This is a genomic window from Pseudoalteromonas sp. GABNS16E, assembly GCF_028598715.1.
GTDB classification, from domain to species: Bacteria; Pseudomonadota; Gammaproteobacteria; order Enterobacterales; family Alteromonadaceae; genus Pseudoalteromonas; species Pseudoalteromonas atlantica.
In genome coordinates this window covers 1-23,708 of the sequence record NZ_JAQREZ010000028.1, presented here as the reverse complement: position 1 = coordinate 23,708, position 23,708 = coordinate 1, and the positions used below count along the sequence as shown (strand labels likewise).

General features: G+C 41.9%; 24 protein-coding genes. 16 read left to right on the top strand and 8 right to left on the bottom strand.

The annotated features are described in order from the left end of the window. Positions 1–206: 206 nt before the first annotated feature. Both fadA and fadB read right to left on the bottom strand, forming a co-directional pair. A complete protein-coding gene (fadA, locus tag PSI06_RS12345) occupies positions 207–1,376 on the bottom strand; it encodes an acetyl-CoA C-acyltransferase FadA (RefSeq protein ID WP_004588050.1) in 1,170 nt (389 codons plus the stop codon). A gap of 4 nt (positions 1,377–1,380) precedes the next feature. After that, a complete protein-coding gene (fadB, locus tag PSI06_RS12340; protein WP_096738858.1) occupies positions 1,381–3,540 on the bottom strand; it encodes a fatty acid oxidation complex subunit alpha FadB in 2,160 nt (719 codons plus the stop codon). 295 nt (positions 3,541–3,835) lie between these two features. On the opposite strand from fadB, the gene PSI06_RS12335 reads away from it, so the two are divergent. The 8 genes from PSI06_RS12335 (at position 3,836) to PSI06_RS12300 (ending at position 11,536) form a co-directional block, all read left to right on the top strand. After that, on the top strand, positions 3,836–5,722 hold the full coding sequence (locus PSI06_RS12335; protein ID WP_273603849.1) for a transglycosylase SLT domain-containing protein: 1,887 nt from the start codon (positions 3,836–3,838) through the stop codon (positions 5,720–5,722). A 184-nt stretch (positions 5,723–5,906) separates the two neighbouring features. Continuing rightward, positions 5,907–7,229: a Xaa-Pro dipeptidase gene (pepQ, locus tag PSI06_RS12330; protein ID WP_273603850.1), complete on the top strand. Its 1,323-nt coding sequence runs from the start codon at positions 5,907–5,909 to the stop codon at positions 7,227–7,229. Positions 7,230–7,315: 86 nt separating this feature from the next. Beyond that, the gene (locus PSI06_RS12325; RefSeq protein WP_024032141.1) at positions 7,316–7,930 is read left to right on the top strand and encodes a YigZ family protein; all 615 of its coding nucleotides are present in this window, start codon (positions 7,316–7,318) and stop codon (positions 7,928–7,930) included. A 50-nt stretch (positions 7,931–7,980) separates the two neighbouring features. Further along, positions 7,981–9,432 carry a TrkH family potassium uptake protein gene (locus tag PSI06_RS12320; protein ID WP_004588045.1) on the top strand — a complete coding sequence of 484 codons (1,452 nt, stop codon included), beginning with the start codon at positions 7,981–7,983 and terminating at the stop codon, positions 9,430–9,432. Between the two features lie 29 nt (positions 9,433–9,461). After that, positions 9,462–10,124: a PilZ domain-containing protein gene (locus tag PSI06_RS12315; RefSeq protein WP_004588044.1), complete on the top strand. Its 663-nt coding sequence runs from the start codon at positions 9,462–9,464 to the stop codon at positions 10,122–10,124. Between the two features lie 463 nt (positions 10,125–10,587). Then, positions 10,588–10,800, top strand: coding sequence for an EF-hand domain-containing protein (locus tag PSI06_RS12310; protein ID WP_004588043.1), 213 nt, complete (start codon positions 10,588–10,590; stop codon positions 10,798–10,800). A 129-nt stretch (positions 10,801–10,929) separates the two neighbouring features. Further along, positions 10,930–11,142, top strand: coding sequence for a calmodulin (locus tag PSI06_RS12305; protein WP_273603851.1), 213 nt, complete (start codon positions 10,930–10,932; stop codon positions 11,140–11,142). Between the two features lie 178 nt (positions 11,143–11,320). Next, entirely contained in the window at positions 11,321–11,536 is a 216-nt protein-coding gene (locus PSI06_RS12300; RefSeq protein ID WP_004588041.1) for an EF-hand domain-containing protein, read from the top strand. An 85-nt stretch (positions 11,537–11,621) separates the two neighbouring features. On the opposite strand, the gene trkA is transcribed toward PSI06_RS12300, so the two are convergent. The 4 genes from trkA to def all read right to left on the bottom strand — a co-directional run bounded on the left by trkA (position 11,622) and on the right by def (position 15,843). After that, positions 11,622–12,998 (bottom strand): Trk system potassium transporter TrkA, encoded by a 1,377-nt coding sequence (gene trkA / locus PSI06_RS12295; RefSeq protein WP_004588040.1) that lies wholly within the window; start codon positions 12,996–12,998, stop codon positions 11,622–11,624. A 75-nt stretch (positions 12,999–13,073) separates the two neighbouring features. Then, positions 13,074–14,369, bottom strand: coding sequence for a 16S rRNA (cytosine(967)-C(5))-methyltransferase RsmB (gene rsmB / locus PSI06_RS12290; RefSeq protein WP_273603852.1), 1,296 nt, complete (start codon positions 14,367–14,369; stop codon positions 13,074–13,076). Beyond that, entirely contained in the window at positions 14,362–15,315 is a 954-nt protein-coding gene (gene fmt, locus PSI06_RS12285) for a methionyl-tRNA formyltransferase (RefSeq protein WP_273603853.1), read from the bottom strand. Before fmt ends, rsmB begins: the two co-directional genes overlap by 8 nt. Before the next feature lie 21 nt (positions 15,316–15,336). Continuing rightward, a complete protein-coding gene (gene def, locus PSI06_RS12280; protein WP_004588037.1) occupies positions 15,337–15,843 on the bottom strand; it encodes a peptide deformylase in 507 nt (168 codons plus the stop codon). Between the two features lie 119 nt (positions 15,844–15,962). On the opposite strand from def, the gene PSI06_RS12275 reads away from it, so the two are divergent. From PSI06_RS12275 to hemF, 6 genes are all read left to right on the top strand, one after another. Further along, positions 15,963–17,084: a LysM peptidoglycan-binding domain-containing protein gene (locus PSI06_RS12275; RefSeq protein WP_004588036.1), complete on the top strand. Its 1,122-nt coding sequence runs from the start codon at positions 15,963–15,965 to the stop codon at positions 17,082–17,084. A gap of 31 nt (positions 17,085–17,115) precedes the next feature. Then, entirely contained in the window at positions 17,116–18,207 is a 1,092-nt protein-coding gene (gene dprA, locus PSI06_RS12270; RefSeq protein ID WP_004588035.1) for a DNA-processing protein DprA, read from the top strand. 1 nt (position 18,208) lies between these two features. Next, entirely contained in the window at positions 18,209–18,682 is a 474-nt protein-coding gene (locus tag PSI06_RS12265) for a DUF494 family protein (protein WP_004588034.1), read from the top strand. Between the two features lie 97 nt (positions 18,683–18,779). Beyond that, the gene (locus PSI06_RS12260; protein ID WP_004588033.1) at positions 18,780–19,355 is read left to right on the top strand and encodes a DNA topoisomerase family protein; all 576 of its coding nucleotides are present in this window, start codon (positions 18,780–18,782) and stop codon (positions 19,353–19,355) included. 21 nt (positions 19,356–19,376) lie between these two features. Continuing rightward, a complete protein-coding gene (locus tag PSI06_RS12255; protein WP_004588032.1) occupies positions 19,377–19,940 on the top strand; it encodes an L-threonylcarbamoyladenylate synthase in 564 nt (187 codons plus the stop codon). Position 19,941: 1 nt separating this feature from the next. Beyond that, positions 19,942–20,892, top strand: a complete 951-nt coding sequence (gene hemF, locus PSI06_RS12250; protein WP_054983830.1) for an oxygen-dependent coproporphyrinogen oxidase — start codon at positions 19,942–19,944, stop codon at positions 20,890–20,892. A gap of 93 nt (positions 20,893–20,985) precedes the next feature. Here hemF and PSI06_RS12245 read toward each other — a convergent pair whose 3' ends face one another. Beyond that, on the bottom strand, positions 20,986–21,423 hold the full coding sequence (locus tag PSI06_RS12245) for a group II truncated hemoglobin (RefSeq protein ID WP_256846611.1): 438 nt from the start codon (positions 21,421–21,423) through the stop codon (positions 20,986–20,988). Positions 21,424–21,476: 53 nt separating this feature from the next. Between PSI06_RS12245 and aroE the strand changes: the two genes are divergently transcribed. Both aroE and PSI06_RS12235 read left to right on the top strand, forming a co-directional pair. Further along, positions 21,477–22,301, top strand: a complete 825-nt coding sequence (aroE, locus tag PSI06_RS12240) for a shikimate dehydrogenase (RefSeq protein ID WP_273603855.1) — start codon at positions 21,477–21,479, stop codon at positions 22,299–22,301. Next, a complete protein-coding gene (locus tag PSI06_RS12235) occupies positions 22,298–22,558 on the top strand; it encodes a DUF1488 domain-containing protein (RefSeq protein ID WP_004588028.1) in 261 nt (86 codons plus the stop codon). Before aroE ends, PSI06_RS12235 begins: the two co-directional genes overlap by 4 nt. Here the strand turns inward: PSI06_RS12235 and PSI06_RS12230 are convergent. After that, positions 22,541–23,077 carry a gamma carbonic anhydrase family protein gene (locus PSI06_RS12230; protein WP_004588027.1) on the bottom strand — a complete coding sequence of 179 codons (537 nt, stop codon included), beginning with the start codon at positions 23,075–23,077 and terminating at the stop codon, positions 22,541–22,543. The two genes, PSI06_RS12235 and PSI06_RS12230, sit on opposite strands and share 18 nt — an antisense overlap. Positions 23,078–23,708: the final 631 nt, after the last annotated feature.

Sequence of the window (23,708 nt, the reverse complement as noted above, 5' to 3'; positions counted from 1 at the left end):
TAGTTTAGCGCAATTAATCTGTTTGGTTAACTGTTTTGCATATAACGGGTAAGCGTAATACAGTAAAAAATAATCTGGTTTAAATTTAATACACCCGATCACATTATTCATATCAGCAATAAGCTGGTGGCATAAAAAAAGGCGAACTAACTTGCGCTAGTTCGCCTTTTTAATCACCAAGATGGTTTACATGTTTAAGCTAATAATTAGTCTTGAACACGTTCAAATACAGTCGCGATGCCTTGGCCTAAACCAATACACATAGTTGCTAGACCATATTTTGCATTTTTGTCTTCCATTAAGTGTATAAGCGAGGTGCTAATACGCGAACCTGAACAACCTAGTGGGTGGCCAAGTGCGATTGCGCCGCCGTTTAAATTCACTTTTTCATCAACCACGTCTGCTAAACCTAAGTCTTTAAGTACAGGCAGTGATTGTGCTGCAAATGCTTCGTTAAGCTCTGCTACGTCAATGTCATCAATAGTAATACCAGCTTGTGCAAGTGCTTTTTTACTTGCTGGTACTGGGCCGTAACCCATGATTGATGGATCGCAACCGGCAACAGCCATTGCTTTAACGCGTGCACGAATTGGTAAGCCAAGCTCTTTTGCTTTCTCTTCGCTCATTACTAACATGGCTGATGCGCCATCAGAAAGTGCAGAAGATGTACCCGCAGTAACCGAGCCAGAGGCAGGGTTAAATACTGGGCGAAGCTGAGATAAACCTTCAACCGTTGTTTCAGGGCGAATTACTTCATCATCTTCAACTAAAATTAAAGAGCCATCAGCTGCGTGACCTTCCATTGCTAAAATTTCGCGGCGGAAACGGCCTTCAACTGTTGCAGCATGTGCACGTTGATGTGAGCGGTATGCAAATTCGTCTTGCTGCTGGCGGCTAATTCCGTGAATAGTAGCAAGGTATTCTGCAGTTAAACCCATAGAGCCAGATGCTTGTGCAATTGAAGTTGCTAAGCCTGGGTGAAAGTCGTTACCGTGAGTCATAGGTACGTGACCCATGTGCTCAACACCACCAATAAGGTAAGTGTCGCCAGCGCCTGTCATAATAGCGCGTGCTGCGTCATGCAATGCTTGCATTGACGAGCCACATAAACGGTTAACGGTTGTAGCTGGTACTGAATGTGGAATACCCGCAAGCAGTGATGCGTTACGTGCAACGTTAAAGCCTTGCTCTAATGTTTGCTGTACACAGCCCCAATAAATATCGTCAATTGATGCAGGGTCAACTGCTGGGTTGCGCTCTAATAACCCTTTCATAAGGTGAGCACTTAAATCTTCCGCACGCTTGTTTTTAAATACGCCGCCTTTTGAGCGACCCATTGGTGTGCGGATACAATCTACAATTACTGGATTATTCATGATATTAACCTTCCACCTTATAGAAAACACGACCTTCTTCGGCCCATTTGCGAGTTTGCTCTGATACTTGGTAAATCGCACCTAGGTGAGCATATTTGTCTGCTGCTGCAACAAAGTTAGCTAAACCTGTTTGATCTAAGTAACGGAACGCGCCGCCTCTAAATGGAGGGAAACCAACGCCGTATACAAGGGCCATATCAGCTTCTTGAGGAGAAGCAACAATGCCTTCTTGTAAACAAAGTAGTACTTCGTTGATCATTGGGATCATACAACGGTCGATAATTTCTTGTTTATCAAATTCTTTAGGTGCATCAGTAATTGGCGCTAGTAGCTCAACTGCTGTTGCATCGCTTGATTTTTTAAGACGACCACGACGGTCTGTTTCGTACTTGTAAAAACCTGCTTTGTTCTTTTGACCAAAACGTTTTTCGTTAGCAAAAACAGTCACCGGATCTTTTTCTGCGCGTGCCATACGCTCAGGGAATCCGTCAGCCATTACGCCAGTACAGTGATACGCCGTATCAATACCTACAACATCAAGCAGGTAAGCCGGGCCCATTGGCCAGCCAAATACGTTTTCCATTACTTTATCTACTTTTGCAAAGTTAGCGCCTTCAACAACTAATTTGCTAAAGCCTGCAAAGTAAGGGAATAAAACACGGTTTACAAAAAAGCCTGGGCAATCGTTTACAACAATGGGTGACTTGCCAAGTTTAAGAGCGTAATCAACAACTGCATTAATTGTTTTATCGGAGGTTTTTGCACCACGGATAATTTCTACTAATGGCATTTTTGGTACTGGGTTGAAAAAGTGCATACCACAGAAGTTTTCTGGCTTATCGAGTGCTTCTGCAAGTAAGTCTATACAAATAGTCGATGTGTTTGATGTAAGTACCGTGCCTTCTGGCATGTTCTTTTCAAGGTCAGCTAATACCGCTTGCTTAACTTTAGGGTTTTCTACAACCGCTTCAACAATAATGTTGGCGTTTTGTAGGTCTGCATCGTTAAGCGTTGGCTTAATTTTACTAAGCGTTGCCAGCATTTTTTCCATTGGCATATGGCCGCGTTTAACTTTTGCACCCAGTAGTTTAGATGCTTCACCCATACCTAAATCAAGCGCATCCTGTTGGATGTCTTTCATTATGATTGGTGTGCCTTTATAAGCTGACTGGTATGCAATACCGCCGCCCATAATACCAGCGCCTAATACAGCCGCTTGTTTAATTTCAACATCGCTGTGCTTAGCAAGCTTACGTGCTTTACCTTTAATAAACTGGTCATTTAAGAAAATACCGGTTTGTGCAGCTGCTTCGTTAGTGCGCGCAAGTTTTGCAAAGTTAGCATTTTCGATTGCCATTGCTTCATCGCGAGTACAGTTGGCCGCTGCTTTAATAGTGCGAACTGCCATAACCGGAGCAGGATAGTGGCCTTTGGTTTTACCCATTACCATACCTTCTGCCATTGCAAAGCTCATGCCTTGCTCAACACGGTTTAATTTAAGTGGCTGAAGTTTAACATCGCGCTTTGCCTGCCAATCTAGCTTGCCGGCAATTGCTAATTCAAGTGTTGCTAGGCTTGACTCTAAAAGTTTGTCAGCACTAACTACCGCGTCAAACGCACCTACTTTTAGGGCGTCAGCGGCACGGTTTTCTTTGCCTGAGGTGATCCAAAGCATGGCGTTATCTGCGCCAATAATGCGTGGTAAGCGCACTGTGCCACCAAAACCAGGCATTATACCTAGTTTAACTTCTGGTAAGCCCATTTTAGCGGTTTCGCTTGCAACGCGATAATCGGTAGCAAGTGCCCACTCACAGCCGCCGCCAAGTGCCAAGCCATTTATAGCGCTAAGAGTTGGGAATGGTAAGTCTTCGATTGCGTCAAAAACGTCGGTTGCGTTTTTGATCCACGTTACTAATTCTTCTTCTGGTTTAGTAAATGTTGGTAAAAATTCGAAGATATCTGCACCAATAATAAAGTGATCTTTATCACTGGTAAAAATCATGCCTTTGATATCAGAATTAGACGCTAATTCTTTTAATGCTGCTGCACAATCTGAAAGAGTTTGCTGAGATAGTGTGTTTACAGAACCTGCAACACAAAACTTAAACTCGGCGATGTTTTCCTTTAGGAAGCTAACTTCAAAGGAATCGCTTTTATATAACATTATTATTCTCCCTAGTTGACGAACTAAGACTGGTACGATGAGTTTGCATTTCGACCAGTGTGCTTGCTTTAAAATTAAAATGCAACGAAAAATTTAACTCGGTTACAAACGGTTGGTTAAAATATAGCTGGTTTGGTGCTAAGGTGTACTGGAATATGCTAAAGGTACTCATTAATTATTATGAGTGCGTAAATTAAATGTTGTTCATACTTTATTAAAGGCACTCTCATTATTGTTTTAGTGTCTCAAACTGGAAATTATTAACCCTGACAGGTCGTTAAACCTAAAGGATATTATGAAAAAAATTTTATTAAGCGCTGTGGCAGCTGCCTTTATTCTTCCTTTTAGTTCTGCCCAAGCGAGTATCGATAATGACGCGTTTTTAGATGCTGAAAAAAAAGTGCGCTATGGAAGCTACCAAGACTTTAAAGAAGCAATAAACGGGTTAGACCACCCGCTAAAGCCGTATGTCGAAAAAACATATTGGCAACGCCATCCCAATTTTAAATACCAAAGCGAAATAGAAGATTACCTAACCATTTATGAACATACCCCGCTTGAGTGGCCGGTACGCAAAGCGTGGTTAGAGTATCTTGAAAAAAACAATAAAAAAGCAGCTTATATAAAAAACTACCGAGAAACGTCTAACGCAGCGCTAACATGCACGTTTTTAGATTTTCAGCTTGATTTAGGGGCGCCAGAAAAAGCCATTTTTAATCAGGTTACCGATTTATGGACGGTGGGTAAGTCGCAACCGAATGAATGCGACCCGCTATTTTCGCTTTGGCGCAAAAAAGGCTATTTAAATAATGAACTTATATGGAAGCGCATAACGCTTGCAGCGCAGGGCGGTACGCAAAGTTTACTCCCTTATTTAAAAACGTTGTTACCTAAAAACGAGCGTTACTTAGCCGATTTATACTTAAAAGTACGCCGCGACCCTAGTGCGGCAGCAGGCTTGTATCGTTATAAAACTAAGTCAGCAAAAGAAGCGCAAATAGCCATTTATGGTGTTAAGCGTTTAATTTGGCGTGATAAAGAGCTGGCATTAAAGGCGTGGCAAAAAATTGAAGGCATGTTTGATTTTGCTGATGATGAAAAGGCGGAGGTATATTATACCTTTGCGCTGTCGTTAGCGTCGAGCGGCCATAGCCAGGCGAGCTTTTGGCTTAATAAAGTGCCTAAAGCGCGACAAGACAGAAAGCTAATTCAGTGGCAACTTGGTAATATGCTTAAAACCCAAGACTGGGAAGGCATAGCGGCTTTTTTTACAGGTAAAGACGATTTAAGTTTAGGCCAGCAATATTGGCTTGCTTATAGCTATGCTAAGCGAGGCGAGCAACAAAAAGCAGACGAAATTTGGACTAAAGTGGCCGCTAACCGCGATTACTATGGTTTTTTAGCGGCGGCACGATTAGGGCTGCCGGTTGATTTAAATAATCAGCCTTTGCAGGTTGATCAAAAACTAGTAGAGAAGGTGAAGAATGCGCCGGGCTTTAAACGTGCAAAAGCACTTTACGAACTCGAGCGTTTTACCTCTGCACGCCGAGAATGGAATTACTTAACGAACACCTCTACTGATGAAGAAAAACTAGCTGCCTCAAAGGTTGCAGCGCAAAACAATTGGCACGATAACGTTATTTTCACGTTAGCTAAAATTAAAGCATGGGATTATGTTGAACTGCGTTTTCCGTTTGCATTTCAAGATATATTTGAGCGCTACAGTAAACGCAGCAAAATAGACCCCGCGTGGAGTATTGCAATTGCACGGCGCGAAAGCTCGTTTGCACCAGATGCGCGTTCGCATGCAAATGCGCGTGGTTTAATGCAATTGCTCCCTAGTACGGCAGAATACGTTAACAAAGCAAGGGTATCGAGTACGCGTTTGTACCAACCTAAAACCAATATACGCTTAGGTACTAGTTACTTGCAGTACTTAAAAAAGAAAAACAAAGGGAATGAAATACTTGCTACGGCATCTTATAACGCAGGGTATCATCGTATTAAACGTTGGTTACCTGACGAAGCCATACCAGCAGAGCTATGGGTTGAGCTGATCCCGTATAGAGAAACGCGAGATTACGTAAAAAATGTGTTTGCTTATCGCCAGGTTTATCACACCCGGATGGGCCGAGAAGGAAACGTGCTCGCGCCGTTACTCAAAATGAAAATGGGCGGGTAAATTATGTAATACCAATTACCTAAAATATTTAGCCATTCTAGCGTGCTAAATAAAGGGCTAATAACGTAACACGATGGGTATAAGTATTAGGGGGATATTTACATGTTAAATATCCCCCTTTTTTGAGTGCTTTACGTTTAAGTGGTAGACTCAAAGCAAGTTAAATTTAACAGATGGATTAACAATGGATAAATTAGCCGTTTTATATGCAGAGCATATTGCCACATTACAACAACGTACGCGTACAATTTGTGACCGTGAAGGGCTCGAGGGTTTAGTTATTCACTCAGGCCAAGCTAAGCGCCAGTTTTTAGACGATATGTATTACCCATTTAAAGTTAATCCACACTTTAAAGCATGGCTTCCTGTTATTGATAATCCACATTGTTGGATTGTGGTAAATGGTAGCGATAAACCTAAGCTTATTTTTTACCGCCCAGTTGATTTTTGGCACAAAGTACCAGATGAGCCGCGTGATTTTTGGGCTGAGTACTTTGATATAGAATTATTGCTACAGCCTGATCAAGTTGAAAAACTATTACCTTACGATAAAGCTAAATACGCTTACATGGGCGAATACCTAGAGGTAGCGCAAGCGCTTGGCTTTAGTATTATGAACCCTGAGCCAGTACTTAACTATATTCATTATAACCGCGCTTATAAAACGCAGTACGAGCTTGAATGTTTACGCCAAGCCAACCGCATCGCGGTAGATGGACATAAAGCAGCACGCGATACGTTTTATAATGGTGGTAGCGAATTTGATATTCAGCAAGCGTACCTTATGGCTACACGCCAAAGCGAAAACGAAATGCCGTATGGCAACATAGTAGCGCTTAACGAAAACTGCGCTATTTTGCATTACACACATTTTGAGCCAAAAGCACCGCTTACTCATAATTCGTTTTTAATCGATGCTGGCGCAAACTTTAATGGGTATGCCGCAGATATAACCCGTACGTACGATTTTAAAAAGCAGGGCGAGTTTGCTGAACTAGTACAAACTATGACGGCAATACAAATTGAGCTAGGCAACGCATTAAAGCCTGGCATGTTATATGGCGATTTACACGTTGATTGCCATAACCGTATTGCGCAAATTCTTAGCGACTTCAATATTGTAAACTTACCTGCAACAGAAATTGTGGAACGTAAAATTACCTCAACATTTTTTCCTCATGGCTTGGGCCATCACCTTGGCTTACAAGTGCACGATATGGGCGGCTTTATGCGTGATGATAAAGGCACCCACCAGCCATCGCCAGAAGGGCACCCATTCTTACGTTGTACTCGTAAAATAGAGAAAAACCAAGTATTTACTATTGAGCCAGGGCTTTACTTTATAGACTCATTATTAGGTGATTTAGCGCAAACCGACAGTAAGCAGTTTATTAACTGGGAAAAAATCGAGTCATTAAAACCATACGGCGGTATTCGTATTGAAGACAATATTATTGTTCACGAAGACAGCCTAGAAAATATGACTCGTGATTTAGCGCTCGACTAAGCTAATAAAGACGAGCTCGCCAATACGCGCTAAAATACGCGAATGCAAAGGGGCCTTTTGGCCCCATTTTTAATTGAGCTTTAATTATGTCTGAATATAAATACCCCGCCGATGATGTGTTTCATCAAGAAGAAATTAAAAAAAGCACCTTTATAGTTCATATCGCGCATACGCCAGACCTACAGGCTGCTAAAGCATTTATTAAAAGCATTGAAGAAAAGTACCCAGATGCTCGTCATAATTGTTGGGCGCACGTAGCGGGTAACCCAGGCGGAAGCCATGTTTATGGTTTTTCTGATGATGGCGAGCCAAATGGTACCGCAGGAAAGCCCATGCTTAATGTGCTGGTGGGTTCTGGACTTGGCGAAATTACTGCGGTTGTCACCCGTTATTTTGGCGGTATAAAGCTGGGCACCGGTGGGTTAGTACGTGCCTATGGTGGGTCGCTTAATAATGCACTTTCGCAGCTAAAAACGGTGACTAAAGTACCGAGTATCGAGATTGTAGGCCAGAGTGAATACAGCATGCAGGGCGCAATAGAGCAATTGTTAAAAACCAATTATCAAGTACTTAATATAGAAAAACAATTTACTGCTAATATTGAATGGGTTATTACTATTGATAGCCGCCAAGCAAAACAGGCCATTAAAGATATTTTTGATTTAAGCCATGGCGCAGTTGAGTTAACTATCAAAGAGTAAGACAATAACTTACACACTTATATTTACTAATAATAAAAGCGATAAGCTACATGCAATTTCGTACCATCATAAAAATCCTTGGCCAACTTGTTGCGCTGTTTAGTATTACCATGGTGCCGCCTGCGGTGGTGTCTTTATTTTATAAAGATGGTGGTGGTGTGCCTTTTGTATTAGCGTTTATATTTAGTGTGGTTATTGGTTTAACAGCTTATTACCCAAACAGGCATGAAAACGGCGACTTAAAAGCACGCGAAGGCTTTTTAATTGTTGTACTGTTTTGGCTGGTACTAGGGGCGTTTGCATCGTTACCGCTGATTTTTTTACAAGAACCTAATTTGTCTATGGCCGATGCGGTGTTTGAGGCCTTTTCTGGCCTTACAACCACTGGGGCCACTGTACTTACCGGAATTGAATACCTGCCTAAGTCTGTTTTGTTTTATCGCCAGCAATTACAGTGGTTTGGCGGTATGGGTATCATTGTACTTGCTGTTGCTATTCTGCCCATGCTTGGGGTCGGTGGCATGCAGTTATACCGAGCTGAGATCCCAGGCCCAGTAAAAGATTCAAAAATGACCCCCCGCATTGCCGATACCGCAAAGCACCTTTGGTACATTTATGTGTCGTTAACGGTAACCTGTATGTTGGCGTATTGGGCGGCAGGTATGGAGTGGTTTGATGCTATATGCCATGCGTTTTCTACAGTGGCGATTGGCGGTTTTTCTACTTACGATGCCTCAATAGGGCACTTTGATAGCCCTGTCATTAACTTTATATGTGTTTTCTTTTTAATTATTGCTGCGGTTAACTTTTCACTGCATTACGCGGCGGTAGCGAGTCGTAATATTCAGGTATACATTCGTGACCCTGAATTTAAAGTTTTTTTACTGATACAGTTAGCGCTGGTGGTGATTTGTTTTACGGTGCTCTCATCTAACGAAATATTTGCCGATGGCGATGAAACCCTCGATCAGGCCTTATTTCAGGCGGTGTCTATGAGTACCACAGCCGGTTTTGCCACCGATAACTTTTCTACTTGGCCGCTGTTTTTACCTATATTGCTTATTTTTTCGAGCTTTATAGGTGGCTGTGCAGGTTCAACCGGTGGCGGTATGAAAGTTGTACGCGTGTTTTTACTTTACCTACAAGGCATACGTGAGCTTAACCGCTTAGTGCACCCACGTGCTATATACTCTATTAAGCTTGGTCGTAAAGCCCTGCCCGATAAAGTAGTTGAAGCGGTTTGGGGGTTTTTCTCAGCGTACGCATTGGTGTTTATTATTATAATGCTGGCACTAATGGGAACCGGCATGGACAACATTACCGCGTTCTCTGCTACGGCGGCGTGTTTAAATAATTTAGGCCCAGGCTTAGGTGATGTTGCCTCGCATTATGGGGCGGTGAGCGATGGTGCCAAATGGCTATTAACCATTGCCATGGTATTTGGTCGCTTAGAAATTTTCACCTTACTCGTGCTATTTACGCCGACCTTTTGGCGTGGGTAATAATATATAAATGATGCTTAGGAACAGGCATGCCACATTCTAATTTAGATAAATTACACCAGTTAACAACAGGGCGATTGGTCGACTTGGAAATTGTTACGCCTACCAGTAGTAAACGCGTAAAAACAGAGTTTATTGGCTTGCTAGAAAATAAATTTATTATTTTAAATTACCCAAGTTCAAAGCGTTTACCTGCTGCAAGTGATTACCTACGTGACGGTGTAATGGTGGTGGTAAGAGCGGTTATAGAAGGCAGTGGCGGACAAGTAATAGCATTTAGGCAGCAGCTTATGTCGGTTGCCTCACACCCTGCTAGGCTCATTTTTATTAATTACCCTACGCAAGTGCAGTTATTTGCACTGCGCGCGCAAACACGCATACCTACCTTATTACCTGCAAAATTAACTCTCAGTGACGATAGAGTACTTGAAGGGGTGATTAAAGACATCTCGCTTACCGGGGTGATGTTTGATGTCCGCGGCGATCAAAACGATGAAAATATTAAAGATATGCAATGCACGGTGACGGTTGATACCAACAATAAAGCATTTACTGGCGAAATATGCAGTGTAAAAGAACACGCCGCGGGAGTTAATTGTGGTATTAAACTTCTAGCCAGTGAAGATGAAATGAAGGCATTTATGAAAGAGCACTTTATCGATCCCGCGATGCTTGAGCTGCCATTAGAATAAGCACTTTCGCTTAATAGCAACAAATGGCCATTTTTTATTTGAGTGGCAGTCATATTTTTTAAAAATTCAAAAAATAATTTTTATTTTCTATAAAAATCAGCTGTATAGATTAGTTTTACGAGTGAGTTATTTTGATACGTTAGCTCCCCTCACGGCTAAAATTTAGTCTCTTGTTTCGATAAATCTTCATCCTTACAATTTACGCCGAAAATTGTAGCTTTTTTCTCTTATGTAACTAGCTGTTTTTATTGTATTTAAAAACTTAGCTATACCCTTTGTTGCTAGTTTGCAACATAAAACCCCCGCAAATTTATCAAAAATAGCCAAGCACTCTTTTAACTTATTGAAATTAATGAGCTTTTAAAACTTGGCATTCAAGTTGTAATAGTCTGGCTGTACTGAACAATAACGTGATTTAAAGTAAAACACTTAATCGCACACATATACTTGAAGGAATTATATTATGAAAAGCATTAATAAAACTTTAGCACTTATCGCCCTTGCTTCATCATCAGCGGCATTTGCAGCAACCGATTTTGATACGTTAGATGTAGATGGCAGCGGCACGATTAGCAAATCAGAGGCATCAATTGATGCAAAACTGATGAGCATGTTCTCAGAATTAGATACTGACCAAGATGGTGAGCTATCAAAAGAAGAATTTTCAGAAGCTTAAAGTGTGGTAACAATCCTGAGTTGCCAATGACAACCTAAGTAGGCAAGGGAGCTTACGAAAAAGGATTACAAGGATTGCGTACACCACGTAGTGAACTTAACTAATTTGTTTATATTGAAGGATTAAATTATGAAGCATTTAAATAAAGCACTCGCATTTATGGCTATTGCCTCTTCTTCTGCTGCCTTTGCAGGGACTGATTTTGACACGCTAGATGTAGATGGCAATGACGCCATTAGCCAAGCGGAAGCATCGGTGGATGCGGATTTAATGGCTGAGTTTGTTGAGCTTGATACCGATGGAAATGGTGAGCTTTCAAAGCAAGAGTTCTCTAAATACTAGGGTGTGATGATCTTTGCCAATTGAGCGCAGGGCAGCGCATGTTCACTTAGCAAAGAGTCATTTGCTCTAATCCAATGTGCATTAAAACTTAATAATGCACATTGACAAAAGCACTTTTTAGTTAATTTTTAAACCCATGGATCTTAGAAAAGGATTTCCTCTTAATTAGGACACAACTATGAAAACATTAAATACAGCACTTGCCGTTATCGTATTAGCTTCTTCATCAGCGGCGTACGCTGCAGTCGACTTTGCCTCGTTCGATGCCGATGGTGATGGTGCAATTTCAAAGCAAGAAGCGCAGGTAAATTCACAGCTAGTGAAAATTTTTGACCAGCTAGATACTGATGGTAATGGTGAAATTTCTGAGCAAGAGTTTTCAAAAGTACAGTAATTAGAAGCTGCTAAGCAGGGTTGCCTAGCATTAAAAAAACATACTCCACTAAAGCCGCCTTAGTCAGCGGCTTTTTTGTGTTTAACTATAAAAATATAGCGCTAACTTGGAATAGCTTTTCTACTACGTTGATATGCTTTTTATCGATTAAAAACATAATAACGTGATCACCAGACATAATAACCGTGTCGTCGTGGGCAATCAGTACGTCGTCATTACGTACAATAGCACCAATCGTTGTACCTGCAGGTAGCTTGATATCGGCAATCGCACGGCCAACTACTTTTGATGTGTTTTCATCGCCATGGGCAACGGCTTCAATGGCCTCTGCCGCGCCTTTACGTAACGAGTACACATTAACAATATCGCCACGGCGTACGTGTGTAAGTAGCGCCGAAATAGTTGCTTGTTGTGGTGATATAGCAATATCTATTTCACCCCCTTGCACTAAATCTACATACGCACCACGCTGAATAAGCACCATGGTTTTTTGTGCGCCCATGCGTTTTGCAAGCATGGCCGACATTATATTTGCTTCATCGTCGTTGGTTACAGCAATAAACACATCAACTTGTTCTATGTGCTCTTCAGATAGTAGTTCTTGGTCTGAGGCGTCTCCACAAAACACGACGGTGTTATCTAGCATTTCAGAGAGTTGCTCAGCACGCTCTTTACTGCGCTCTAGTAACTTAACGCTGTGGTTTTTTTCCAGTGAGCGAGCAAGGCCTGCACCAATGTTACCGCCACCGGCTATCATAATTTTTTTGTAAGAACGCTCAAGTTTTTGTAGCTCGTTCATAACTGCGCGAATATGCTTAGTGGCAGCAATGAAAAATACTTCATCGTCCGCTTCTATTACCGTGGTGCCCAGTGGCTTTATAGCTTTACCTTGGCGATAAATTGCTGCTACACGGGTTTCTACATTCGGAATATGCTCTTTTAAAGCAGAAAGCGCATAACCCACTAATAAGCCACCGTAGTAAGCTTTTACAGCCACAAGAGAGAGCATGCCATCGGCAAATTGCAGCACTTGCAACGCGCCTGGGTAATCTATTAAACGGCGAATATATTTGGTAACAAGTGCTTCGGGGGCAATATAGTGATCAACCGGGAGGTCATCGTTATGAAATAGCTTTTCGCGGTATTTTAAATATTGCTCTGATCGGATACGGGCTATTTTAGTTGGCGTATTAAAAATACTATACGCGACTTGGCACGCCACCATATTGACTTCATCTGAGCTGGTTACCGCAATAATCATGTCGGCGTCTTCAGCACCTGCACGTCTGAGCACATCTGGGTGAGCACTGTGCCCCGTGACCCCTTGTAAGTCGTACTTATCTTGTAGCTCTCGTAAGCGGTTGCCGTCTATATCAACAACGGTTATTTCGTTTTGTTCGCCAACTAAGTTTTCAGCAAGCGTACCACCGACTTGTCCGGCACCGAGTATGATTATTTTCATTATTTACCCGAATTACTGTTTAATTAAAAAAATAGCCATTTACTGTTTAATAAATGGCTATTGAGTGTACGGCTATTAGGCTTTTTTAACTAGCTTAGCGTAATAAAATCCGTCGCTTTCACCTGGTAGTAATTGTAAACCAGGGTTGGTAACTGTGTCGTTGTCGTGCAGTGGTATATGCTCAACGTCACTATTATTAGCTAAAAATTTAGCGACTTGCTGTTGGTTCTCTTGCGGCAGTACCGAACAGGTTGCGTATATCATTGTGCCGCCTGGTTTTAGTAGCGGCCAAATGCTATTGAGTATATCGCTCTGTAGTGTAGCTAAATCTTCAATGTCTGATGCGCGGCGAAGCCATTTTATATCTGGGTGGCGGCGTATAACACCGGTTGCCGAACAAGGGACATCTAATAAAATGCGGTCAAACTGTTGCTCATCCCACCATGTGTGTGGCTGCGAAGCGTCTGCACATTGTAGGTCTGCGCCTAAACCGATACGGGTTAAATTTTGTTTAACACGTTCTAGGCGACTGGCGTCACTATCAAGTGCTAATACTTCTGCATCGGCAAGCTCTAATATATGACATGTTTTACCGCCAGGTGCTGCACAGGCATCTAAAATGTATTCATCAGCTTGAGGTGCTAAAAAGCGTGCGGCTAATTGCGCTGCGGCATCTTGTACAGAGCAGGCGCCCACATCAAATTCTGGCAACGAAAATACATCACGCGGCTTAGCTAGTTTAATACCATCAACAAACTCAGGGTTTAACGTGTGCTCTATATCGTTAGCCGTTAACATTTCGCTGTATTGTTGCGTGCTGTATTGGGCTTGATTGACACGTAACCACATAGGGGCTTGTTGTTGGTTTTCTTCAAGAAGCGCTTCCCAGTTGTCTGGGTAGGCAGCTTGCACTTGTTTAATAAACCAATTTGGATGGTTATATAAACACACTGGTATTTGCTTGGCTTTTTCTTCAAGCTCGCTTTGTTGGCGCTGAAAACTACGCAAAATAGCGTTAATTAAGCCTTTTAAGCCTAATGCACGCATTTGGCCAAGGGCATTAACGGTTTCAGAAATGGCGGCATGCGGTGGCACGCGCATATGCTGCAGCTGATATATACCGACATACAACAAAAACTGAAAAATACGACGTTTACCCTTAAGTGGCTGTTCTACTAAATGTTGGCAGTAGTTTTCAAGGCTAGGTAGGTAGCGCAACACGCCGTAACAAATTTGCTGTAATAGCGCTTTGTCTTTAGGGGGCAGCCCTTGGCTGGCAAATGGCAGTTCTTGATTTAGCGAAGCGCCTTTATCAACCACGTTATATAAAGTTTCAGCGGCAAGCGCACGTACGTTTTGAACATTACTCATTGTTTTCGCCTAATACGGTGCCAGGAGTTACCCAGTCACTGCGACCGTTTAAAAAGTCGCTAATTGCCATTGGTTTTTTACCTTGGGGTTGCAGCTGTGTAATACTTAATGCTTGCTTGCCACACGCCACTACAATGCCGTTTTTATCGCTTGATAAAACAACGCCCGCAGGGCCTGTTTGCTCAACGACTGAGGCTTGGTAAATTTTTACGCTGTGCTCACCCATTTGAGTAAAACACACTGGCCATGGATTAAATGCACGAATATTACGCTCAATTTGTACAGCATCCATCGTCCAATCAATATTTGCTTCCTCTTTTGAAAGCTTTTTAGCGTAATTTGCCAGCTCGTCGTTTTGCGGCTCTGCTATAAGCTCGCCATTGGCTAACTTATTAATGGTTTGAATAAGTGCTTCGGGGCCAAGTTCAGCCAGTTTAGTGTATAAACTGGCACTGGTTTCATCCGCAGCAATAGGGCAGCGGCTAATGTGCAGCATGTCGCCGGTATCAAGCCCTTCATCCATTTGCATTATGGTTACGCCGGTATCTTCATCGCCAGCCCAAATTGCGCGCTGTATAGGCGCAGCACCGCGCCAGCGCGGTAAAATAGAGCCATGCACATTTAAACACCCTAAGCGTGGTGCCTCTAAAATGGCTTTTGGTAAAATTAAGCCATAAGCCACCACAATCATGATATCGGCATTTAAGCTTTTAAGCTCAGTGAGTGCGTCTTCATTTTTTAATGATTGTGGCTGAAAAACAGGTAGTTCATGTTCAAGCGCAAGCGCTTTTACTTCACTGGCTTTTAATTTTTTACCACGCCCAGCAGGGCGATCTGGTTGGCTGTAAACACCAACAATTTGGTGTTCGCTTTGAATTAACGCTTGTAGGTGACGAGCGGCAAAGTCCGGCGTACCGGCAAATATAATGCGTAGTGGTTTTGTCACTGAGTTTTCCTAAGGTGCTTATTACTTCGCGGCAAATTTAGCTTCTTTTTCAAGCTTTTTGCGAATACGTTGACGCTTTAATGGCGATAGGTAATCAATAAATAGTTTACCTTGTAAGTGATCTAGTTCGTGTTGAATACAAATAGCTAATAGCTCATCTGCATCTAGTACAAATTCTTCACCATTTTCGTTAAGAGCAGCAACGGTTACGGTTTCAGCACGGTCTACTTTTGCGTAAGAGTTAGGCACTGATAAACAGCCTTCTTCGCTAATTGTTGCACCATCTTTTTTAATAATTTGTGGGTTAATTAAAACCAGTGGTTCGTCGCGTTCTTCTGATACGTCGATCACCACAATACGTTGATGAATATCAACCTGTGTAGCAGCTAGCCCAATGCCGTTTTCATCGTACATTGTCTCTAGCATGTCTTTTACAATTTGGCGAACGTTGTCATCAACCTGTGCAACTTCTTTTGCTACCGTACGTAAACGCTCATCTGGAAATCTTAAAACTTCTAACCTAGCCATAGTTACCTTTTTACACTTGTGCTTAATTTAGGGTATTGTATGCTCTTATTTTAGCCATTCGCGTTCCCCTTTAACAGGTTTTGGTCAATAATAATGAAAAAACAATACAAGGAAGCCCAATGAAATCTCAATTGGCTGCAATTATGTTTGCACTAAGTACTGCTTTTCCTGCAGTCGCTGATGTTTTACAAATAAAAAAAGATGCTCCAAAACAATATGTTGTAAAAAAAGGCGATACCCTTTGGGATATTTCCGGCATTTATTTAGAAGAACCATGGCTGTGGCCAGAGTTGTGGCAAATGAACCCGCAAATAGATAACCCGCATCTAATTTACCCAGGCGATGCACTCGCGTTAGTGTACGACGCCGACGGTAACCCGCGTTTGGTGATTAATAAAGCGTACAGAAAGTTATCGCCGCAAGGGCGTATTACACCAAAAGGTAATAACGCCATCACCACTTTGCCACTTGAAATAATTAAACCTTATTTAAGTTATGAGCAAGCGATTAACAGCGATGACATAGATGATAAGCCGTATATTTTAGGGGCAAACGAAAATACTAAAACGCAAACTCTCGGGCATATTTTATACGTTAAGGGCGATTTAAAAGTACATAAAGCGTATGCTATTTATCACAAAGGCGAACCTTACATAGATACACAAACCGGTGAAGAGCTAGCTACTCGCGCTACTTATGTCGGTATGGCTCGTGCATTTAGAACGGGCGATGAAAGCAATGGCGTACCATCGTCTTTACGGGTTGAGTCAGTTAAACAAGAAATACAACAAGGCGATTTTTTACTCCCTGCTATGCAAGGCCAAATGTTACCAGCGTACTTTAATATGCATCGTCCTAAGCAAAGTGTATCAGGCAGTGTTATTGACTCGCCGCGCCAAGTAAGAGAATTCAGCACAATGGATGTAGTGGTGCTAAACTTAGGTGCTGAGCAACAAATTGAAGTTGGTCATATCCTCGATTTAGAACGCCAATCACCCACCGTTATTGATGGCCCACGAGGACCGCGTTATCCAGAGGATTCGAGCAAATTTGAAAAGCTTTTATCTGATGCAGGTGAATTATTTGGCAGCGAGCCAGATGAAGACACCACAACATGGACAATGCCACATGAAAAAGTGGGTGAGTTAATTGTATTTAAAGTGTATGACAAAGTGAGTTATGCATTAATAACAAAAAATCAGCACCCAATTCGCGTTGGAGATAGTGTAGTAATTCATTAAGTTGTAGCGAGTCGGTGCTCTAGGAGAGAGCATGGATCAGTCATCTGGCAAGCTAGCCCACTGGCTTGCCTTTTATATGTGTAAAGGCTTAGGTATTAAAACACTGTTAGCCTTATCACATACTCACCCCCTCGAATCATTATTTGATTTAAACCAAAGTGAATTACAACAGCTTGGCCTTACCCAAAACCAAGCCTGCAACTTACTCAATACCAATTGGCAGCAAGTAAACCATTACGAACAACAAATACAGCAGCTTAATATTACTGTGGTGTGTATTTTTGATGCGCTATACCCAAACGAGCTAAAACACATAGCCAGTGCCCCTTTACTGTTATTTTGTAAAGGCGATATATCGCTGTTATCTAGCCCGCAAGTGGCTATTGTTGGCAGTAGAAACGCGACCCCTACGGGGCTTGAAATAGCTTCGGAGCTTGCTTATCAGCTTACTTTAGCCGGTATTACTGTTACCTCGGGCATGGCGCGGGGTATTGATGGTGCCGCGCACAAAGGCGCATTGGCCAATAATGGCAAAACAATTGGTGTATTAGGGACTGGGGTTGATATTTACTACCCCAAACGCCATAAATTATTAACAGACCAAGTATTAGAGCATGGCTTATTAATAAGCGAGTTTTTACCGGGTACCGCCGCTAATGCGCATAACTTTCCACGCAGAAACCGTATTATATCAGGGCTGTCTTTAGGCGTGGTTATTGTAGAGGCTGAAATTAAAAGCGGTTCATTGATCACGGTACGTTACGCTATTGAACAAAATAAAGAAGTGTTTGCAGTACCTGGCTCTATTAAAAACCCTTTATCGCAAGCGAGTCATTTTTTAATAAAGCAGGGCGCTAAGTTAGTCGAAAATGTAACAGATATTTTGGATGAGGTGAGCTTTTCTTATCAAAGCGGTCTATATAATAAAGAGGAGCCTGTAAACAAACAGTCACAGTGTGAGGTGTTAAATAGTATAGGGTATGAGGTAACCAGTGTTGATGAAATTGTACGTCGCGCCAAGTGGCCAATTGATAAAGTGCTGGCAAGGTTGCTCGACTTAGAGTTAGACGACGAAATAGAGCGAGTGTTAGACGGGTATATAAAGCTAAGCACAGGAAGGTAATATGTTTGATATTCTCATGTATCTTTTTGAAAACTACATTCACAGTGAAGCCGATATTTATATTGAAGAAAACGAGCTTACCGATGAATTACTTCGCGCGGGCTTTAATAAGACCGAAATTTTTAAAGCGTTAAACTGGCTTGAACAATTGGCCGATTTACAACGCAGCGACGAGTCGCCCTACTTAATTACAAAGCCTCACCAAGCAATGCGCATTTTTACCGATAGCGAATGCAAAATGTTAAACGTTGAATGCCGTGGCTTTTTGATGTTTTTAGAGCAAATAAGGGTGGTTAACAGTGTAACCCGTGAAATGGTTATGGACCGCCTAGCCGCATTAGATAAACCTTATATTTCGCTCGATGACTTAAAGTGGGTGGTGCTTATGGTGTTATTTAACGTACCTGGCTCAGAAGAGGCTTACGAGCAAATGGAAGACCTTATATTTGACGAACCCACCGAACTTCTACATTAAAATTGTATGCCAAACCACTTAAACATATATGCACAGCTTGTATCTTTAAGTGGTTTGGGTATATTAGGCGAAAATTCAGCAACCCATTAGGAACCTCATGAGTAAAATCGACCATTCGCTTTTCTCGGCGGATAAACACGCCTTAGAAAAAGAATACGAAGTCTGCCCACAATGTGGTTCTGAATTAGTGATCCGTAACTCTAAGACTGGTCCGTTTTTGGGTTGTGCTAGTTACCCTAAATGCGACTTTATTCGTCCATTAGCGCATCACGACAGCAACGAAATAAAGGTTCTTGAAGATTCAGCCTGCCCACAGTGCACAAAACCGCTGGTGGTTAAAAATGGCCGTTATGGCATGTTTATTGGCTGTACAGGGTACCCTGAGTGTCATTATATCGCTCACGATGACGAACCTAATAATAACGATGATGAATTACCTGGGTGTCCTAAATGTAAAAAAGGGCAGCTAGTTGCACGCAGCAATAAATTTGGTAAAACGTTTTACTCATGCGATTGTTACCCAAGCTGTAAATATACTCTAAATAACAAACCAATAGCCAAGCCATGCCCTAAGTGCGATTGGCCGCTTGTTATTGAGAAAAAAATGGCCAATGGTACTGTGCTACAGTGCCCACAAAAAAGTTGCCTGCATAAACTTACCACTACTGATTAATATAAATTTCTGGAGCATATTTTGTCAGACCTTTCTACATTGCCTACGGCTATATCTTGCTTAGAGCAAGGTGAAGTTATTTTATATCCTACTGAAGCTGTCTATGGTTTAGGGTGTGATCCAGATAATCAGCAAGCTGTTGAGAAGTTGCTAGAAATAAAACAGCGTCCCGTTGAAAAGGGCCTTATTTTAATCGCCGATAACTACGGCCAGTTATTAAAGTATGTTGACGATGTAAAGCTGCCAATGGACAAACGCGCTGATATTTTTTCTAGTTGGCCCGGTGCTATTACTTGGGTAATGCCTGCAGCTAAAAATACGCCTAAATGGTTAACAGGGCAGTTTGATACGATTGCCGTACGGGTTACTGATCATCCAAGTGTTAAGCGCTTGTGCCAGCAATTAGGCAAGCCTCTTGTCTCTACTAGTGCTAATTTAACCGGACAGCCAACGGTAACAAGTATTGAACAAGCCAAGCAGCAATTTGCAGATAAGGTAGGCTGTTACATTGATGAGCCCTTAGGGGGCAACACGCAGCCAAGCACAATTAAAGACGCCATGACTGGCAAAGTATTTAGAGGTTAATATGCAAAGCGAATTATTGGAACAAGTAAAAGCGTATTTTATGGCTTTGCAAGACACCATTTGCCAAGGTTTAGAGCAGGCCGATGGCAGTGCAAAATTTGTAGAAGATAGCTGGCAACGTGCCGAAGGCGGTGGCGGGCGTACGCGTGTTACCACTAACGGCAATGTAATAGAGCAAGGCGGCGTTAACTACTCGCATGTGTTTGGTGCATCTATGCCGGGCTCTGCGACCGCTCATAGGCCTGAGCTTGCGGGGCGAAGCTTTCATGCATGTGGTGTTTCATTAGTTATTCATCCAAAAAACCCACATGTTCCTACAAGTCATGCCAATGTACGCTTTTTTATAGCTGAAAAAGAAGGCGAAGAGCCTATTTGGTGGTTTGGCGGAGGGTTTGACTTAACGCCTTTTTACCCCGTTTTTGAAGATGTACAGCATTGGCACCAAGTCGCACACGACATTTGTGCACCATTTGGTGAACAAGTGTATCCAAAATACAAAACGTGGTGCGATGAATATTTTTACCTAAAACATCGCGACGAAACACGCGGTGTAGGCGGCTTATTTTTTGATGACTTAAACGAACTAGGGTTTGAGCAGAGCTTTGCATTTATGCAATCGGTTGGTAATGGTTTTTTAGATGCGTACTTACCTATTATTGAGCGTCGTAAAAATGATGAATACACGCAACAGCAGCGCGACTTTCAATTGTATCGCCGCGGTCGTTACGTAGAATTTAACCTTGTGTGGGATAGAGGCACTTTATTTGGCTTACAAAGCGGTGGGCGCACAGAGTCTATATTAATGTCGATGCCACCACTGGCGCGTTGGGAGTACAATTATAAGCCCGCGCCCGACAGCGCAGAGGCTAATTTGTATCAATACTATTTACGTCCACAAGAGTGGCTAAGCACTAAACCCACTGATTTGATAGCCAGAGAGTGGCAGTTATAAATATTAAATTAAGGTAGGGGCTGTTCAATCCGCAAAGGTCAATAAACCCTAATAAAAGGCGCTAAACAGCGCCTTTTTGCTAAGCAGTTACAATTAGTGTTCATTAATCATATGGGTGGCAAGTTGTCCAAAAGACTGCTTTAACCCTTCGCGCAGTAGGGGGTTGTCTACTTCTATATCGAGGGTTTTATTCATGCAATACATCCACTGATCGCGCAGGTCTTTATTTATAGTAAAAGGCATATGGCGTTTGCGCAGCATAGGTTGGCCATGTTTTTCAGTAAATAGGTTAGGGCCGCCTAACCAACCCGATAAAAACTCAAAAAATACTTGGCGAATTCTATCTAATGGCAGAGGATGCATATCATATAATGGTTTGACGTATTCATCGCTGGCCATTATGTCGTAGAATCTATTAGCAATAGCACGGGTACCTGCTTCTCCACCAATAATTTCATACGGTGTTTTCTCAGGAGTGGGCGCTGGTTGCTCAGGAGCTGGTTTAGATTTTGAAAAAAGTCGTTTAATCATATTACTTATCATCGTTAATAGGCAGTGTATAGCTGCAAAGAGGTTGCTTTAAAATGGACAAATATGCGGTTTTTGGAAATCCAATCAAACATTCAAAATCCCCCGCGATACATAAACAATTTGCTGTATCTTTGGGTGAGCAAATCGACTACCGCGCAATATTAGCACCTATCGATCACTTTGAAAAAACAGTAACCACCTTTTTTGAGCAAGGCGGGATAGGTGCCAACGTTACTATGCCATTTAAAGAGCAAGCGTATGCCATGGCTGATGAACTCACCCCACTTGCTAAAATTGTTGGTGCAGTTAATACACTTAAAAAACGCGATGATGGCACTTTGTTAGGCGATAACACCGATGGTGTGGGCTTTGTTAATGATTTACTTGCCAATGAAGTGACAATTACCAATAAGCGTATTTTAATTATTGGTGCTGGTGGCGCAGCAAGAGGGGTAATACTACCGCTACTTGAGCATAACCCAGCTGAAATAACGATTGTTAATCGCACGGCAAAAAAAGCGCAAGACTTAGCACTACTATTTGCTGAATATGGCAAGGTAACAGGCTATGGGTTCGATACACTACCTGTAAGCAATTACTCACTTATCGTAAATTCTACCTCTAGCAGTATGAACAACAAGTTACCAGCACTTGACGAAAAATACCTAAGTCAGTGCACGGTGGCATACGATATGTTTTACTCCCAGCAAAATACCATATTTATGAACTGGGTTGCAGAGCATAATAACCACGCTAAGCTGTTAGATGGCAGTGGTATGTTGGTAGGCCAAGCCGCACAGGCATATTATGTATGGCGTAATAAAATGCCCGCCATACTTCCTGTTGTTAAAGCACTAAAACAAGGCATGCTTAAATGAATCAAGCCATACAGTTTATAGATAGACTCGAGTTTAGAGAACCTTCCCACCAACTAGTCTTTTTTGCACAAGTAACAGGGATGCTGGTGGAGTGTATTATAGATTTACGAAAGCTAGGGCTTCAAGATGAAAGCCATGCAACGCAGCATTTTGATAAATACCGATTTGATTACGAAGAATGTGCCGAGCAACTTATAGAAAATGAAAGTTATAACTCGGCAGGGCAGATAGAAGTGAATCTAGTTGATCTCTGCTAAATACTCGTCTTTTAATTGCACATAGTTATCTGCCGATACTTTTAAAAAGGCAAGCTCTTGCTCTGTTAATGGGCGGGCTTGCTTTACCGGACTACCAACATATAAATAACCAGACTCCAATCGTTTATTTGGCGGTACTAATGAACCCCCACCAATAATAACGTCGTCCTCTACTATTACATTATCCATTACAATAGCGCCCATACCGACAAGTATACGATTTCCAAGCGTACATCCATGCAGCATCACCTTGTGTCCTACTGTCACATCATCACCAATAATAAGTGGGTAACCATCTGGGTTACTTTTAGTCGCGCGTGATAAATGAAGAACACTACCATCTTGTATATTTGTACGTTCACCAATACGTATATAGTTAACATCTCCTCGCGCTGCCACTAATGGCCATACGCTACTGTGGTCACCAATAGTAATATCTCCTACCAAAACAGACGATTCATCAACATAAACAGACGAATTAAAAGAGGGAGTCACACCTTTATAAGAACGGATAGCCATATATATACCTTTTAAATACCAGTTATAGTCGCTTGAGTGTAACAGCAACACTTAAATATAGGCCAGAAAAGGCCTGTTTTGATTATAAAACTACCAGTTATAGAGGGTTTAGTTCACATATTGACCGAACAGTGCTTTTTTTTGGTTTTTCTTTAAAAAGTGCTTGCGTAAAAATCTGTTCTCCCTATAATGCGACCCCACTGAGACGGGGAACGCCAACGCATAGCGAGGCAGGAGCTGCTCACAGAGTTAAGTAAAACTTCGGTTTTAAATCTTCTAAAAAGAAAGTTTAAAATTAAGTGTTGACTCGAAAAATAAAGGATGTATTATACGCATCCCTAGCGACAACGTCGCAACGTTCTTTAATAATATAAAGCAATCATCTGTGTGGGCACTCGTACAGATTGAGTTCTAACAGTCAAGCTACTTAGGTAGTGAGGCAAACAAATTTAGAGTCTCAATTGAAACTGAGTGACCAACAGAATAATTACTTAGGTAGTTATTCAGCACAGTCAATTCAATATCGAAAGATATTAAATAAATTCAGAATTCATTGAGCTGTCGAAAGACACAAAACTTTTTAATTGAAGAGTTTGATCATGGCTCAGATTGAACGCTGGCGGCAGGCCTA

Bases quoted from the DNA above. Each gene is read 5' to 3' on its own strand.
- PSI06_RS12335 (WP_273603849.1), top strand. From the start codon at position 3,836: ATGAAAAAAATTTTATTAAGCGCTGTGGCAGCTGCCTTTATTCTTCCT.
- PSI06_RS12235 (WP_004588028.1), top strand. From the start codon at position 22,298: ATGAATCAAGCCATACAGTTTATAGATAGACTCGAGTTTAGAGAACCT.
- PSI06_RS12320 (WP_004588045.1), top strand. From the start codon at position 7,981: ATGCAATTTCGTACCATCATAAAAATCCTTGGCCAACTTGTTGCGCTG.
- PSI06_RS12300 (WP_004588041.1), top strand. From the start codon at position 11,321: ATGAAAACATTAAATACAGCACTTGCCGTTATCGTATTAGCTTCTTCA.
- trkA (WP_004588040.1), bottom strand. From the start codon at position 12,998: ATGAAAATAATCATACTCGGTGCCGGACAAGTCGGTGGTACGCTTGCT.
- PSI06_RS12325 (WP_024032141.1), top strand. From the start codon at position 7,316: ATGTCTGAATATAAATACCCCGCCGATGATGTGTTTCATCAAGAAGAA.
- aroE (WP_273603855.1), top strand. From the start codon at position 21,477: ATGGACAAATATGCGGTTTTTGGAAATCCAATCAAACATTCAAAATCC.
- PSI06_RS12305 (WP_273603851.1), top strand. From the start codon at position 10,930: ATGAAGCATTTAAATAAAGCACTCGCATTTATGGCTATTGCCTCTTCT.
- PSI06_RS12230 (WP_004588027.1), bottom strand. From the start codon at position 23,077: ATGGCTATCCGTTCTTATAAAGGTGTGACTCCCTCTTTTAATTCGTCT.
- PSI06_RS12260 (WP_004588033.1), top strand. From the start codon at position 18,780: ATGAGTAAAATCGACCATTCGCTTTTCTCGGCGGATAAACACGCCTTA.
- PSI06_RS12310 (WP_004588043.1), top strand. From the start codon at position 10,588: ATGAAAAGCATTAATAAAACTTTAGCACTTATCGCCCTTGCTTCATCA.
- fadA (WP_004588050.1), bottom strand. From the start codon at position 1,376: ATGAATAATCCAGTAATTGTAGATTGTATCCGCACACCAATGGGTCGC.
- PSI06_RS12275 (WP_004588036.1), top strand. From the start codon at position 15,963: ATGAAATCTCAATTGGCTGCAATTATGTTTGCACTAAGTACTGCTTTT.
- PSI06_RS12245 (WP_256846611.1), bottom strand. From the start codon at position 21,423: ATGATTAAACGACTTTTTTCAAAATCTAAACCAGCTCCTGAGCAACCA.
- PSI06_RS12265 (WP_004588034.1), top strand. From the start codon at position 18,209: ATGTTTGATATTCTCATGTATCTTTTTGAAAACTACATTCACAGTGAA.
- pepQ (WP_273603850.1), top strand. From the start codon at position 5,907: ATGGATAAATTAGCCGTTTTATATGCAGAGCATATTGCCACATTACAA.
- hemF (WP_054983830.1), top strand. From the start codon at position 19,942: ATGCAAAGCGAATTATTGGAACAAGTAAAAGCGTATTTTATGGCTTTG.
- def (WP_004588037.1), bottom strand. From the start codon at position 15,843: ATGGCTAGGTTAGAAGTTTTAAGATTTCCAGATGAGCGTTTACGTACG.
- dprA (WP_004588035.1), top strand. From the start codon at position 17,116: ATGGATCAGTCATCTGGCAAGCTAGCCCACTGGCTTGCCTTTTATATG.
- rsmB (WP_273603852.1), bottom strand. From the start codon at position 14,369: ATGAGTAATGTTCAAAACGTACGTGCGCTTGCCGCTGAAACTTTATAT.
- PSI06_RS12315 (WP_004588044.1), top strand. From the start codon at position 9,462: ATGCCACATTCTAATTTAGATAAATTACACCAGTTAACAACAGGGCGA.
- fadB (WP_096738858.1), bottom strand. From the start codon at position 3,540: ATGTTATATAAAAGCGATTCCTTTGAAGTTAGCTTCCTAAAGGAAAAC.